At 66.0% G+C, this 12,617-nt stretch carries 14 protein-coding genes; 6 read left to right on the top strand and 8 right to left on the bottom strand.

Going from position 1 to position 12,617, the window contains the following annotated elements; genetic code table 11:
- Positions 1 to 133: 133 nt before the first annotated feature.
- Entirely contained in the window at positions 134 to 2,056 is a 1,923-nt protein-coding gene (edd, locus tag H3H37_RS21815; protein WP_182166473.1) for a phosphogluconate dehydratase, read from the top strand.
- A 3-nt stretch (positions 2,057 to 2,059) separates the two neighbouring features.
- Positions 2,060 to 2,683 (top strand): bifunctional 4-hydroxy-2-oxoglutarate aldolase/2-dehydro-3-deoxy-phosphogluconate aldolase, encoded by a 624-nt coding sequence (gene eda / locus H3H37_RS21810; RefSeq protein ID WP_182166471.1) that lies wholly within the window; start codon positions 2,060 to 2,062, stop codon positions 2,681 to 2,683.
- A gap of 75 nt (positions 2,684 to 2,758) precedes the next feature.
- Here the strand turns inward: eda and H3H37_RS21805 are convergent, their stop codons facing one another.
- Positions 2,759 to 4,204, bottom strand: coding sequence for a M12 family metallopeptidase (locus H3H37_RS21805; protein ID WP_182166469.1), 1,446 nt, complete (start codon positions 4,202 to 4,204; stop codon positions 2,759 to 2,761).
- A gap of 181 nt (positions 4,205 to 4,385) precedes the next feature.
- On the opposite strand from H3H37_RS21805, the gene H3H37_RS21800 reads away from it, so the two are divergent.
- Together H3H37_RS21800 and H3H37_RS21795 are read left to right on the top strand one after the other, a co-directional pair.
- Entirely contained in the window at positions 4,386 to 5,369 is a 984-nt protein-coding gene (locus H3H37_RS21800; RefSeq protein ID WP_229218964.1) for a substrate-binding domain-containing protein, read from the top strand.
- Between the two features lie 36 nt (positions 5,370 to 5,405).
- The gene (locus tag H3H37_RS21795; RefSeq protein ID WP_229218971.1) at positions 5,406 to 7,025 is read left to right on the top strand and encodes an ATP-binding protein; all 1,620 of its coding nucleotides are present in this window, start codon (positions 5,406 to 5,408) and stop codon (positions 7,023 to 7,025) included.
- A gap of 32 nt (positions 7,026 to 7,057) precedes the next feature.
- On the opposite strand, the gene H3H37_RS21790 is transcribed toward H3H37_RS21795, so the two are convergent.
- The 5 genes from H3H37_RS21790 to H3H37_RS21770 are packed head-to-tail and all read right to left on the bottom strand — an operon-like array spanning position 7,058 to position 9,588.
- Complete coding sequence (locus H3H37_RS21790) at positions 7,058 to 7,318, bottom strand: BrnA antitoxin family protein (protein WP_182166465.1); 261 nt, start codon at positions 7,316 to 7,318, stop codon at positions 7,058 to 7,060.
- Positions 7,311 to 7,592 (bottom strand): BrnT family toxin, encoded by a 282-nt coding sequence (locus H3H37_RS21785; protein ID WP_182166463.1) that lies wholly within the window; start codon positions 7,590 to 7,592, stop codon positions 7,311 to 7,313. The genes H3H37_RS21790 and H3H37_RS21785 overlap by 8 nt, the downstream gene beginning before the upstream one ends.
- A 28-nt stretch (positions 7,593 to 7,620) precedes the next feature.
- Entirely contained in the window at positions 7,621 to 8,583 is a 963-nt protein-coding gene (locus H3H37_RS21780) for a sensor domain-containing diguanylate cyclase (protein ID WP_182166461.1), read from the bottom strand.
- Between the two features lie 4 nt (positions 8,584 to 8,587).
- A complete protein-coding gene (locus H3H37_RS21775; protein ID WP_182166574.1) occupies positions 8,588 to 9,214 on the bottom strand; it encodes a chemotaxis protein CheC in 627 nt (208 codons plus the stop codon).
- Between the two features lie 5 nt (positions 9,215 to 9,219).
- The gene (locus H3H37_RS21770) at positions 9,220 to 9,588 is read right to left on the bottom strand and encodes a response regulator transcription factor (RefSeq protein ID WP_182166453.1); all 369 of its coding nucleotides are present in this window, start codon (positions 9,586 to 9,588) and stop codon (positions 9,220 to 9,222) included.
- Positions 9,589 to 9,787: 199 nt separating this feature from the next.
- Between H3H37_RS21770 and rpiA the strand changes: the two genes are divergently transcribed.
- Positions 9,788 to 10,465, top strand: coding sequence for a ribose-5-phosphate isomerase RpiA (rpiA, locus tag H3H37_RS21765; protein ID WP_182166452.1), 678 nt, complete (start codon positions 9,788 to 9,790; stop codon positions 10,463 to 10,465).
- Positions 10,466 to 10,600: 135 nt separating this feature from the next.
- Positions 10,601 to 10,933, top strand: a complete 333-nt coding sequence (locus tag H3H37_RS21760) for a hypothetical protein (RefSeq protein WP_311197574.1) — start codon at positions 10,601 to 10,603, stop codon at positions 10,931 to 10,933.
- A 40-nt stretch (positions 10,934 to 10,973) separates the two neighbouring features.
- Here H3H37_RS21760 and H3H37_RS21755 read toward each other — a convergent pair whose 3' ends face one another.
- Positions 10,974 to 11,246 carry an oxidative damage protection protein gene (locus H3H37_RS21755; protein ID WP_182166448.1) on the bottom strand — a complete coding sequence of 91 codons (273 nt, stop codon included), beginning with the start codon at positions 11,244 to 11,246 and terminating at the stop codon, positions 10,974 to 10,976.
- Between the two features lie 35 nt (positions 11,247 to 11,281).
- The gene (gene argA, locus H3H37_RS21750; protein ID WP_182166446.1) at positions 11,282 to 12,592 is read right to left on the bottom strand and encodes an amino-acid N-acetyltransferase; all 1,311 of its coding nucleotides are present in this window, start codon (positions 12,590 to 12,592) and stop codon (positions 11,282 to 11,284) included.
- Between the last annotated feature and the right edge of the window lie 25 nt (positions 12,593 to 12,617).

Genomic DNA, 12,617 nt, shown 5'->3' with positions numbered 1-12,617 from the left:
TTCCTTCACCTGATTCCCCCGCCGGATCGGGCTGTTTTTGCGCGGTCATGATAAAAAAGATGCGATAAAAGATCGGATTGTCGGAATTTTTGTAGTAAAATTTCACCGAATTCTTCATTCATAAGGAACGATCATGGCGCTGCATCCTGTACTTGAAACCGTCACTGCGCGAATTATCGCGCGCAGCAAACCATCGCGCGGCGCGTACCTGGCCCACCTGGAGGCGGCCCGCGTCAAGGGCGTGCAGCGCGGCGCGCTGTCGTGCACCAACCTGGCGCACGGCTTCGCCGCCTTCCCGGCCAACGACAAGCTGGTGCTGAAGGAAGTGAAGAAGCCTTCCGTGGCCATCGTCTCGGCCTACAACGACATGCTGTCGGCGCACCAGCCGTTCGAGAGCTTCCCCCGCATCATCAAGGACGCCGTGCGTGAAGTGGGCGCGGTGGCGCAGTTCGCCGGCGGCGTGCCGGCCATGTGCGACGGCGTGACCCAGGGTCAGCCCGGCATGGAACTGTCGCTGTTCTCGCGCGACGCCATCGCCATGGGCACGGCCGTGGCGCTGTCGCACAATATGTTCGACTCGGCCCTGTACCTGGGCGTGTGCGACAAGATCGTGCCGGGCCTGCTGATCGGCGCGCTGCACTTCGGCCACCTGCCGGCCGTGTTCGTGCCGGCCGGCCCGATGACGAGCGGCCTGTCCAACTCCGACAAGGCCAAGGTGCGCCAGCTGTACGCGCAAGGCAAGGCTACCCGCGAGGAACTGCTGGAAGGCGAGGCCAAGTCCTACCATGGCGCCGGCACCTGCACCTTCTACGGCACCGCCAACAGCAACCAGATGCTGATGGAAGTGATGGGCCTGCACCTGCCGGGCGCCGCCTTCATCACCCCCGGCACGCCGCTGCGCGACGCGCTGACGGCGGCCGCCGCCAAGCGCGCGGCCCAGATCACGGCCCAGAGCGACAACTATCTGCCGGTCGGCCACATCGTCGACGAGAAGTGCATCGTCAACGCCGTCGTCGGCCTGCTGGCCACGGGCGGTTCCACCAACCACACGCTGCACCTGGTGGCCATCGCCAAGGCGGCCGGCATCGTGATCGACTGGGACGACTTCAACGAACTGTCGGCCGTGGTGCCGCTGCTGACGCGCATCTACCCGAACGGCGAGGCCGACGTGAACCACTTCCACGCGGCCGGGGGCACCGGTTTCGTGATCCGCGAACTGCTGGACGCGGGCCTGCTGCACGACGACGTCACCACCATCCTGGGCAAGGGCCTGCGCGCGCACTGCGGCGAGCCGTTCCTTTCGGAAGACGGCAAGGGCGTGGTGTGGCAAGCCTCGCCGCTGGAGTCGGGCGACGAGGGCGTGCTGCGCAAGGCCGGCGCGCCATTCTCGGCCGACGGCGGCATGGTGCTGGTCAAGGGCAACCTGGGCCGCGCTGTGATGAAGGTGTCGGCCGTCAAACCGCAGCACCGCACGGTGGAAGCGCCGGCGCTGGTGTTCAACTCGCAGGAAGACTTCATGGCCGACTACAAGGCCGGCAAGCTCGATCGCGACTTCGTCGCCGTGATCCGCTTCCAGGGCCCGCGCGCCAACGGCATGCCCGAACTGCACGCGCTGACCCCGGCGCTGGCCAACCTGCAGGACGCCGGCCGCCGCGTGGCGCTGGTGACGGACGGCCGCATGTCGGGCGCGTCGGGCAAGGTGCCGGCCGCGATCCACGTGTCGCCGGAGATCCTGGCCGGTGGTCCGCTGGGCCTGGTGCGCGACGGCGACATGATCCGCCTGGACGCGGCCAGCGGCACGCTGGAAGCGCTGGTGCCGTCGGACGTGTGGTGCGCGCGCGCGTTGGCCACGGCCGACCTGTCGCCCAACGCCGTGGGCATGGGGCGCGAACTGTTCTCCATGTTCCGCGCCAGCGTGAGCGCGGCCGAGCAGGGCGCCACCACGTTCCCGCTGCCATCGCCGATCCCGACCACGGTCGGCCTGCATGACGCCGACCCGGTAGGCAATACCGTGCCCGGTTCCGATGAAGATTTCTCGATGAAGAAAGAAGCCTAAGCCATGACCATGACTCTGCTCGACATTATGCGTACCTCGGCCGTGATCCCCGTGATCGCGATCGACGATCCTGAACATGCCGTACCGCTGGCGCGCGCGCTGGTGGCCGGCGGCATCCGCGTGCTGGAAGTGACGCTGCGCACCAAGCACGGCCTGGGCGCGATCCGCGCCATGTCGGCCGTGGAAGGCGCCATCGTCGGCGTCGGCACGCTGACCCAGCCCGAGGAATTCGCCGCCGCGCGCGACGCGGGCGCCGTGTTCGGCGTCTCGCCCGGCCTCACGCCGGCCCTGATCGCGGCCGCCAAGAGCAGCGGCCTGCCGCTGCTGCCGGGCGTGATGACCCCGTCCGAAGTGATGGCCGCGCGCGAGCACGGCTTCCAGCAGCTCAAGCTGTTCCCGGCCGTGCCGGCCGGCGGCGTGGGCATGCTGAGCGCCATCGGCGGCCCGCTGCCGGACGTGACGTTCTGCCCCACGGGCGGCATTTCGCAGGACACGGCGTCGCAGTTCCTGGCGCTCAAGAACGTGGCCTGCGTGGGCGGCTCCTGGCTCACGCCGAAGGACGCCATCGCGGCCGGCAACTGGGACCGCATCACGGATCTGGCCAAGGCCGCCAGCAGCCTGCGCTAAGCCGCCGCGCTGGTCCATCCCCTGAATCGGGACGTAACACGATTGTGTTACGTCCCGTTTTTTTTGACGTGAGTCTCAGCGTGGTTGCGGATACTTGGCGAAGGACAGGCCGGCGTAGGCCCAGCACACCACCAGCTGTTGGCCGAAGACGGTCAGCGCGGGCGTGTCGTAGGCCTGGCAGTCGGCGAGGTAGGCCTTGCCGCTCCAGCCCAGCGGATCGCTGCCGCGCTGCGCCCACCAGATGCGGTCGTCGCCGTGCCCTTTCCACGTCAGCCACAGCTTGCCCTGGTAACTGGCCAGCGACGGCGCGTTGCCCGTCACGGCACATGGCACCGTCTCCGCGCCGCTCCAGCCGCCGCCCGCGTTGTGCGCGAGGTAGACCTGGCGGTCGTCGCCCAGGCCGCGGATGGCCAGGGTCAGCGTGTTCTCATGCACGGCCAGCGCCGGTCCCTCCTGGCTGACCAGCTGGCCGATGCGTTGCTGGCCCTGCCACTGGCGCGCGGCCGCGTCGAAGGTGGTGAACCACACGCCGTCATGGCCGTAGCCGGTCCAGACCAGCCACAGCCGGCCCTGGAAGCTGCACAGGGCAGGTGCTTCGGCCGTGCCCACGCCCGGCACCTTCTGCTGGCCGCTCCAGCCGGTGCCGTCGTTGGTGGCGTACCAGATGCCGGCGTCCAGGCCGTAGCCGCGCCAGGCGCAGTACAGGATGCCGTCGTGGACGGCGATGCACGGGCTGCAGTCGGTGGCCACGCCGCCGATGTATTGCTGGTCGCGCCAGTGCATGCCGTCGGCGGTGGTGGAATACCAGATGCCCGAGCCGGTCGCGCCTTGCCAGACGGCCCACACCTGATCCTTGAACGTGGCGCAGCGCGGCGCGCGCGACATGGCGCAGGTGGGGCCTGTGCCGCGGTTGCCCCAGCCCGGCACGCGGTTGTAGAGCGCCCGCGCGCCTTCGCGGTCGCCGCCCGACAACGTGGTCCAGCTGGCCAGCGGACCGGCGCCCAGGCGCGCGTTGTGGTCGGCCTTCCAGCGCATGGTCCACACTTCCTGGTCCGGCGGCGTGCCGCTCCAGCCTTGGGCGGGCGCCGGATAGTGCATCACGGAGTAGCGGTCGTAGGGCGTGAACGAGAGGCTGTCCGCGTCGATCCTGAAGTTGCCGTTTTGATGGCCGCCGTCCACGTGCTCCCATTCGACGGTGATGAACTGGTCGCGGTCGCTGCGGGTCTGCTCGTGGATCAGGCCCAGCGCGTGGCCCAGTTCATGCACGCCGATGTAGTCGTTGTTGATGACGGCATGGCTGGCGCCGTTGCTCATGCCCAGCGTGCTGTGCGAGCCGCCGTTGGCGGCGCCGATCACCAGGTAATCGGCCTCGTTGCCGCGCTCCGTGAAGCAGACGCCGGCCGCTTGCTCCCACTGGTTCATGGCCTCGCGCACGGCTTGCCGGTAGGCGTAGTCGGGCTGGAATGCGTAGGGGATCTTGCGGTCGGTCCAGCATCGGACGCTGGTTGATGTGCTTGCCATGTTGCCTCCTGATGAATGATGTCTTTATATTATCTTTTGCGGCGGCCGTTTCCGCATCAGTCCGTTTGGACTGATCAGGCATGTCGATCGCCGCCCACAATTCCGAACTTTTGTTTGACGGCCATCCATGCCGGGAGTAAAACAGTACTTGCACACGTGAACTTTCTCAGCCGGGGGGACAATGATGATGCGACTAGCGTTGCTCTGTCGTGGCGTGGCGTTGGCCGCCTTCCTCGGGGTTCTGTCCTGGCATGGCGGGGCCGCCGCCGCGCCGAAGGAAATCGTGTACATCACGGCCAAGCTGGACCTGCCGTTCTGGAGTACGATGGGCAAAGGGGTGGAGTCGGCGGCGCTGGCCAATGGCTATGCCTACAGCGTGATGGACAGCCAGCTCAATCCGCAGACGCAGCTCCAGCATGCGCGCGACGCGATCGCCCGTGGCGTGGCGGGCATCGTCATCTCGCCGGTCGACAGCCAGACCGCGCCCGACACGCTGGAGCTGGCGCGCAAGGCCGGCGTGCCGGTGGTGATCGCCGACATCGGCACCAACAGCGGCCAGTACGTCTCCTACATCAAGTCCGACAACTATCGCGGCGCCTACGAGGTGGGCGCGGCGGTGGCGGCCGCGCTCAAGGAAAAAGGCTGGCAGGGCGATCCGTTCGCGCTGGTGACCATCTCGCTGGCGCGCAAGAATGGCCAGGACCGCACCAATGGCTTTCGCGATGCGATGAAGGACGCCGGCATCACCCATGAAGGGGGCCTGCGCCAGATGCAGAACTACTCGGCCGAGGAAACCAGCGGCTACGTCAAAAGCCTGCTGGCGGCCACGCCCAGGCTGCGCAGCATTTTCATCGAGACCGACCAGCCCACCATGGGCGCGCTGCATACCATCAAGGCCGCGAAAAGGCAGAACGAGTTGCTGATCGGTTCCTTCGACGCCATGCCGGAAGTGGCGGCGCTGCTCAAGGCCGGGCCGCTGGTGGCCTGCGGCATGCAGCAGCCCTACCTGATGGGCGCGAAAGCGGCCGAGGCGCTGGTGGACAGCCTGCACGGCAAGGCGCCGGCCAAGCAGATCATGGTGCCTATCCTGGTGGCGACCAGCAAGAACGTCGAGCAGTTGATGCCGGTGGCGAACAAGACCGTGTTTGGCATCGGCGCACGATAGACAGATAAGACAGAACAGACAGAAGCCACTGTGGCCATGCGCCTCCCGCACCTGAAGATAGGCCAGCGCCTGGCGTTCGGTTACGGCTTCGTCATCGTGCTGCTAATCGCGATGACGCTGGTGGGCGTGGCCAGGCTGGGCGCCCTGAGCCGCACCACCGACGAGGCGCTGCGCGAGAAGTATCCAAACACGGTGCTGGTCAATGAAGTGATCTTCGAGCTGGGGGCGGTTGCGCGCGCCATGCGCAATACGCTCATCATGACCGAGCCGGATCAGGTCAAGGCGCAGCTGGCCGACATCGCGCGCGCCAAGCTGCGTGTGACGGCGCTGATGGGCCAGCTCACCCTGAACGTGCGCGACCCGGCCGGCGTGGAGATCCTGCAGCAGATCGAGATCATCCGCTCGGCCTACACTTTCAACCAGGAGGAGTTCATCGCACTGCTGGCCGATGGACGGCTGGGCGAGGCCAAGAACCTGCTGCTGGTTGACCTGGACCCCTATCAGGGCGACTATTTCCGCGCCCTGGAAAAATTGCAGCAGCACGAGAGCGCCCTGATGGAGCAGGCCAGGACAGCGATCGATGCGTCCTACCAGCGGGCGCGCGTCAGCATGCTGGCGCTGAGCGGGTTCGCGGCCTTGCTCAGTGTCGTCATCACGTTCGGCATCACCCGTTCGCTGCTGCGGCAACTGGGCGGGGAGCCCGACTATGCGACCGCCATCGCGCGCCAGATCGCAGCCGGCCAGATGGACCTTGAGATCGCCATCGCCCCGCGTGACCGCGCCAGCCTGCTGTACGCGATGAAGGTCATGCGCGACCGGCTGGAGGAGCGCACCTTCGCGCTGCAGGAGACCAACGCGGAGCTGGAGCAATCGCTCGAATCGCTGAAGATGACGCAGGACGACCTGGTGCGCAGCGAGAAGCTGGCGGCGCTGGGCTCACTGGTGGCGGGCGTGGCGCACGAACTGAACACGCCGATCGGCAACGGCTTGCTGGCGGCCAGTTCGCTGGCCGACCACGTGCGCAGCTTCGAGGGCGAGGTGGCCGCCGGCCTGCGCAAATCGGCGCTGGAGGCGCACCTGGCGGAGGTGCATCAGGCGGCCGACATCATGCTGCGCAACCTGAACCGGGCGGTGGACCTGGTGGCCAGTTTCAAACAGGTGGCGGTGGACCGGGCCAGTTCGCAGGGGCGAGAGTTCCTGCTCGACGAAGTGGTCACGGAGATCCTGCTGACCTTGTGGCCGTCGCTGAAGAACTGCGGGGTCGCCATCACGCATGATATCCCGCCCGGCATCAGCATGCGCAGCTATCCGGGGGCGGTGGGGCAGGTGCTGACCAACCTGGTCAACAACGCCGTCATCCACGGCTTCGACGGCGTCCACGGTGGTTGCGTAGCGGTGCGCGCGCGCGTGCGCGACGATGGCTGGGTCGATCTGGAAGTGCGTGATGACGGCGCCGGCATCGCGCCCGAGCACCTGGGGCGCATCTACGATCCGTTCTTCACGACCAAGCTGGGCAAGGGCGGTTCCGGCCTGGGGCTGAACATCGTCTACAACCTCGTGCATGGCGTGCTCGATGGCCGCATCGCGGTGCAGAGCGCAGTGGGCAAGGGCACCGTCTTCACGGTGACGCTGCCGCTGGATGCGTTCCACGACTGACGGCGTAATAAGGCCTTGGCCGTGAGGTTGCATCAGGAGGTGTGCAGTTCTTCCCGCAGTACCCTGCGTAGCGTTTCTTCCGTCACTGGCTGGTTGGCAGGTTTGCTCTGGTCGAAGATGAACTGCCGCAGTGCGGCGTTGATCATGGTCTGGTATCCGCTGCCTTGCGCCTCGGCGTATTTGCGGAAATATTCGAGTATTTCCTCGTCGAGCATGATGGTGATACGCGTCTTCCCTGTAGAGGACAAAACGGCACCGCGTTTGCCTTCGCTGAAATCGTATTGTTTATGCATGATATTGCTCCGCTTCCCCCCGACTGGCCTTGCGTGCAGATATGAGCCGCACCTTGTCGCCACGGGGCGTATGTACGACGACCAGGACGCGGCCCAGCGCATCCATGCCTAGCGTAACGAAACGTTGTTCGCCCTGTGCGCTCCGGTCTTCGATCGTGATCGCTTCGTCGTCGCGCAAGGCTTGCTCTGCATGGGCGAAACTGACCTTATGTTTGACCAAGTTTGATTGAGCCTTGCTTGGATCAAATTCTATCTCATTGTAGTCGGCATGCATATTTTATGCATATCTTGAGAACGTAGCGTTAAGCCAGCGCCTGCGCCGCCACGCGGTTGCGGCCGTCGCGCTTGGCCTGGTAGAGGGCGCGGTCGGCGGTGCTGATCAGGGCGGCGGCATCGGCCGCGCTGTCGGGTTGACGGGTGGCGATGCCGATGCTGACCGTGACCAGATGCCCTTCGCCGCCGGGCAGGTGCGGTATCGCCAGTTCGATCGTGCGCAGGCGGATCGCTTCGGCCATCTGCCGCGCCTGCTCGGCGTCCGTGTCGGGCAGGATGGCGGCGAACTCCTCGCCGCCGTAGCGCGCCAGCAGGTCGCACGGCCGCTTGAACATGGCCGCCAGCGCGGCCGCCACCTGGATCAGGCACTGGTCGCCTTGCGGGTGGCCGTAGTGGTCGTTATAGGCCTTGAAGCTGTCGATGTCGATCATCAGCAGCGACAGCGGCAGGCCGCCGCGCCGGGCACGCCGGTGTTCCTTCTCGATCGCCATGTCGAAGTGGCGCCGGTTGGCGATGCCGGTCAGGCCGTCCGAGAAAGTCTGCGAGCGCAGCACCATGGTTTGCTCGCGCAGCAGTTTTTCGCGCCCCACGGCCAGGCTGACGTCGTTGATCTGGATCAGGCAATGGCGGGCGGCGCCGGCGACGGCGATCGGCGTCACCTCGATTGCCTGCTGCACCCGCTCGCCGCGCGCGGCCGCCGCCGCGCTCGCATACAGGGGGAAGGGCGCCTTGTTCAGGCTTTGCGACAGCAGCGACGGGAAGTTGTTGTGCAGGGCCTGGGTCACGGCCGCATCGACGCGCTGGCCGCGCAGCTCGGGAAACAGGTGCAGCAGGTCGCTGCCGGTCACGCTGTCGGCGCTGTGGCCGGTGCGGCGCGCCATCCAGTTATTCCACAGCACGATGCGGCGCTCGCCGTCGAGCACGATGGCGCCCACGTTCAGTGTGCCCAGCACTTGCTGCAACAACGCCAGCCGGTCGCCGTCGTCGCTCATGGCGTCACGCCTGTCCCATCGCGCGCGCGATGTAGAGGTTGATCTGGTCCTTCAGGTCATGCAGGGCGGAGATGTCGAGGATGAAGGCGACGTAACCGTGGATCTGGTGCTTTTCCAGCACGAAGTCGATGTGCAGCATCAGCACGATGGTGTCGGCCGCGCTGCCCGAGGCCGTGAGGATATCGTCGCTGGTGCCCACGTGGTACTCGGGCAGCGAGCCGTGCAGCTCGCGCTGGAAGATGTTGGCCAGCGTGCCCACGCAGGCGTTGAGGATGATGTTGCCAATCTCGCACAGGGCTTCCTGCTCCATCTCCGTCAATTCCTTGAGCGGCACGGCCTCGCCCACCATCAGCCGCACGATCTCCAGGCTCTTATCCTCCGGGAACATGAGGATTGCTTCCGTGTCGAACGCGCCTGCGTAATGCTGGCTGACGCCGCAGATGCGCTCGGCCGGTACGTCCTGTCCGCCCAGCAGGCGGGCCGCGGCCGTGCGCTGCATGAAGCGGATCGAGGGCACGGACATGCGCACCTCCTCGTTGACGATGGCGCTCATGGCCGCCGCCGCCTGTCCCACGCCGATGTTGAAGATTTCGACCAGCGCGTCGTTTTCCAGTTCGCTCAGGTTGAACATGGCGCTCACGCTTCCAGCACGGCGACCAGTTGAGCGATGCGGGCCTCGGTGATGGGCTTTTCCATGAAGCCGACGCCGATCTGGGCCGCCCGTTCCCGGGTCGCGCTTTGCACATTGGCCGTCAGCAGCGAGATGGCCGTGTCGGGAAACTGCTGGCGCAGCTGTTCGGCGGCCGCCACCCCGCCCATGCCGGGCATGTTGACATCCATCAAAATCAAGTCCGGCGCCAGCGCGTGCGCGCGCGCCAGCGCCTCCTCGCCGCTGGCCGCCTCCTCGATCGCCCAGTGCGGGTGCAGGGCGGCGATGTACTGGCGCGCCATCATGCGCGAGACGCGGCTGTCATCCACGATCAGTATGGTTTTGCGTTGATCCATGTCGGTTCCTGATAGAGACGGGGCTGACTTATTCTCGCACAATCACGCCCGCCACAGGCCAAGTACGAACGCGCCGTGTGCAAGTGTGCGACAGTGGCGGCGCGCCGGGTTGTTCGAGCGCAATTTTTGCGGCAAAACGGGGGCGGCGGCGGGCGATCCGTTAAAATAGCGCCATTTTCCTACCCACTTAGAAGCAATCATGACTCAAGACGAACTGAAACAGGCGGTCGCCCGCGCCGCCATCGACTACGTGGTCGACGGCGAAATCATCGGTGTGGGCACCGGTTCCACGGCCAATTTCTTCATTGACGAACTGGCCAAGATCAAGCACCGCATCAAGGGCGCTGTGGCCTCGTCCGAGGCGACGGCGGCGCGCCTGGCCGGCCACGGCATCGCCGTGTACGACCTGAACCACGTGCCCGAGATTTCCGTCTACGTGGACGGCGCCGACGAGATCACGGCCGCCGGCGCCATGATCAAGGGCGGCGGCGCGGCCCTGACGCGCGAGAAGATCGTCGCCTCCGTGGCGCGCCAGTTCGTGTGCATCGCCGACGGCTCCAAGCTGGTCGAGGTGCTGGGCAAGTTCCCGCTGCCGGTGGAAGTGCTGCCGATGGCCCGCGCGGCCGTCATGCGCCGCCTGGCCGCGCTCGGCGGCGAACCGCGCCTGCGCCTGCAGGCCGGCACCGACCAGGCCTTCATCACTGACAACTGCTGCGAGATCATCGACGTGCTGGGCCTGTCGATCGCCGATCCGCTGGCGCTGGAACTGCAGATCAACCAGATCGTGGGTGTGCTGACCAACGGCCTGTTCGCCGCCCGCGGCGCCAACGTCTGCCTGCTCGGCACGCCTGAAGGCGTGCGCAAGCTGGCGTTCTAAGGCATGCGCCGCCGCCGCGCCCCAGTGCGCGGCGGTGCGCTGCCGACATCTTTCTACCCTGCAGTTTTGCCGAGTCCGTCCATGAAGCTATCGTTAGCTGTGCCGTTGTCTTGCAGTTTGCTGAGCAGTTTGTTGTTGAGCGCCTGTTCCTGGCTGCCGTCGCGCGCGCGCGACGAGGCCGAGGCAGCTGCCCGGGTCGAGGCCGCGCGCCAGCCGGCGCCGCGCACGGTGGCGGCCGATGGCACGCCGCTGGTGCGTTTCGATGGGGTGGAAATCGAGAAAGTGCCGTTCCAGGCCGGCGTGTCGTCGGTGACGGTGGAACGGATGGCGCGCCAGCACGACTGCGTGGGCGGCCTGGGGGCGGGGCTGGTCAGCGCGCCGGGACCGGTGGAAATCTACCGCATGGCTTGCGATAACGGCAAGGTCTTCATGGCCCGCTGCGAACTGCGCCAGTGCAAGGCCATGTGATGCCGGCCGGACCCGCGTCCGGGTCCGGCGTGGGTGTTGCTTACTCGGTTGGTGGCACGTAGCCCTGGGCCGTGTCGGCGCCGTCGCCGAAGAAATGCTTTTCCATTTGCGTGGCCAGGTATTTGCGCGCGCGCTGGTCGGCCAGGTTCAGGCGGTTTTCATTGACCAGCATGGTCTGGTGCTTGAGCCAGGCCGCCCACGCTTCCTTGGAGACGGACTCGTAAATCTTCTTGCCCAACTCGCCAGGATACGGTGGGAAATCCAGCCCTTCGGCTTCTTTGTTGAGTTTGATGCAATGCACGGTGCGGGCCATCTGAGTTACTCCTAAAGCGGTAAGGAAAATACGAATTATAAAGACTTAATCAGGACCTGGGATTTGCGTTGCCAGTTGTACATGCGCTGGCGGTCCTTGGGCAGCGCGTCCACGGTGGCTGGCACGAAGCCGCGCTTCTGGAACCAGTGCGAGGTGCGGGTGGTGAGTACGAACAGCTTGGTCAGGCCGATGGCGCGCGCGCGGTTCTCCATGTGCTTGAGGATGCGCTCGCCGTCGCCCTGGGCCTGCACTTCGGGGTTGACCGTCAGGCATGCCATTTCGGCCATCTTTTGTTCCGGGAACGGGTACAGCGCGGCGCAGCCGAAGATCACGCCATCGTGCTCGATGACGGAGAAGTAGTCGATTTCGCGTTCGATCAGCTCGCGGCCGCGCTTGACCAGCGTGCCGTCCGCCTCCAGCGGTTCGATCAGCTTGATGATGCCGCCCACGTCCTCGATGGTGGCCTGGCGCAGGCTTTCCAGGTTCTCGTGGCTGATCATGGTGCCCACGCCGTCGTGGGTGAACAGTTCCAGCAGGGTCGAGCCGTCCATGGCGAACGGCACGATGTGCGAGCGTTCGACGCCGTTCTCGCACGCCTTGACGCAGTGCTTGAGGTAGAAGGCGGTGGCGTCGGGCAGGAAACCGGCCTGCAAGACGGCCTGGGCCTGGTGCGACGACAGTTCGCGGATTTCCGCGCCGCCGGCGTCGGTCATCATGTCCGTTTCCGTGATGAAGATCAGCTTGTCGGCGTGCAGGGCGATGGCGGCGCTGCAGGCGACGTCTTCCATGGTCAGGTTGAATGCTTCGCCGGTGGGCGAGAAGCCCAGCGGCGACAGCAGCACCAGGCCGTCCGAGCCGAGGATGGAATGGATGGTCTCGGCATCGACCTTGCGGGTGATGCCCGTCATTTCCAGATCGACGCCATCGATCACGCCCAGCGGGCGGGCCGTGATGAAGTTGCCCGAAATGATGCGGATGGCCGCGTGCGCCATCGGCGTGTTGGGCAAGCCCTGGCTGAACGCGGCCTCGATGTCCAGGCGCAACTCGCCGGCGGCTTCCTTGGCGCATTCCATGGCGGCAGGGTCGGTGATGCGCACGCCGTTGTGGAAGCGGCCTTCCACATTGCGCAAAGCCAGTTGTTCGGCCACCTGCGGGCGCGAGCCGTAGACGACGGTGACGTTGATATCCAGCGCGTGCAATAACGACAAGTCGTGCGCCAGCACCTGCAGGGCGCCGGCGGCCACCAGTTCACCTGGGAAGGCGACCACGAAAGTCTTACCGCGGAAAGCGTGGATGTAGGGCGCGACGGAGCGCAGCCATTGGACGAATTGGGTAGGGTTTTCCATTAGGCGCATTATAATTCGGTGCGCG

This window comes from Rugamonas brunnea, from assembly GCF_014042345.1.
Lineage (GTDB): Bacteria > Pseudomonadota > Gammaproteobacteria > Burkholderiales > Burkholderiaceae_D > Rugamonas > Rugamonas brunnea.
This window is presented reverse-complemented; position numbering and strand designations above follow the sequence as displayed.

What these genes read in the sequence shown, in the direction of transcription:
- edd (WP_182166473.1), top strand. Translation starts at nt 134, where the DNA reads ATGGCGCTGCATCCTGTACTTGAAACCGTCACTGCGCGAATTATCGCG.
- eda (WP_182166471.1), top strand. Translation starts at nt 2,060, where the DNA reads ATGACCATGACTCTGCTCGACATTATGCGTACCTCGGCCGTGATCCCC.
- H3H37_RS21805 (WP_182166469.1), bottom strand. Translation starts at nt 4,204, where the DNA reads ATGGCAAGCACATCAACCAGCGTCCGATGCTGGACCGACCGCAAGATC.
- H3H37_RS21800 (WP_229218964.1), top strand. Translation starts at nt 4,386, where the DNA reads ATGATGATGCGACTAGCGTTGCTCTGTCGTGGCGTGGCGTTGGCCGCC.
- H3H37_RS21795 (WP_229218971.1), top strand. Translation starts at nt 5,406, where the DNA reads ATGCGCCTCCCGCACCTGAAGATAGGCCAGCGCCTGGCGTTCGGTTAC.
- H3H37_RS21790 (WP_182166465.1), bottom strand. Translation starts at nt 7,318, where the DNA reads ATGCATAAACAATACGATTTCAGCGAAGGCAAACGCGGTGCCGTTTTG.
- H3H37_RS21785 (WP_182166463.1), bottom strand. Translation starts at nt 7,592, where the DNA reads ATGCATGCCGACTACAATGAGATAGAATTTGATCCAAGCAAGGCTCAA.
- H3H37_RS21780 (WP_182166461.1), bottom strand. Translation starts at nt 8,583, where the DNA reads ATGAGCGACGACGGCGACCGGCTGGCGTTGTTGCAGCAAGTGCTGGGC.
- H3H37_RS21775 (WP_182166574.1), bottom strand. Translation starts at nt 9,214, where the DNA reads ATGTTCAACCTGAGCGAACTGGAAAACGACGCGCTGGTCGAAATCTTC.
- H3H37_RS21770 (WP_182166453.1), bottom strand. Translation starts at nt 9,588, where the DNA reads ATGGATCAACGCAAAACCATACTGATCGTGGATGACAGCCGCGTCTCG.
- rpiA (WP_182166452.1), top strand. Translation starts at nt 9,788, where the DNA reads ATGACTCAAGACGAACTGAAACAGGCGGTCGCCCGCGCCGCCATCGAC.
- H3H37_RS21755 (WP_182166448.1), bottom strand. Translation starts at nt 11,246, where the DNA reads ATGGCCCGCACCGTGCATTGCATCAAACTCAACAAAGAAGCCGAAGGG.
- argA (WP_182166446.1), bottom strand. Translation starts at nt 12,592, where the DNA reads ATGGAAAACCCTACCCAATTCGTCCAATGGCTGCGCTCCGTCGCGCCC.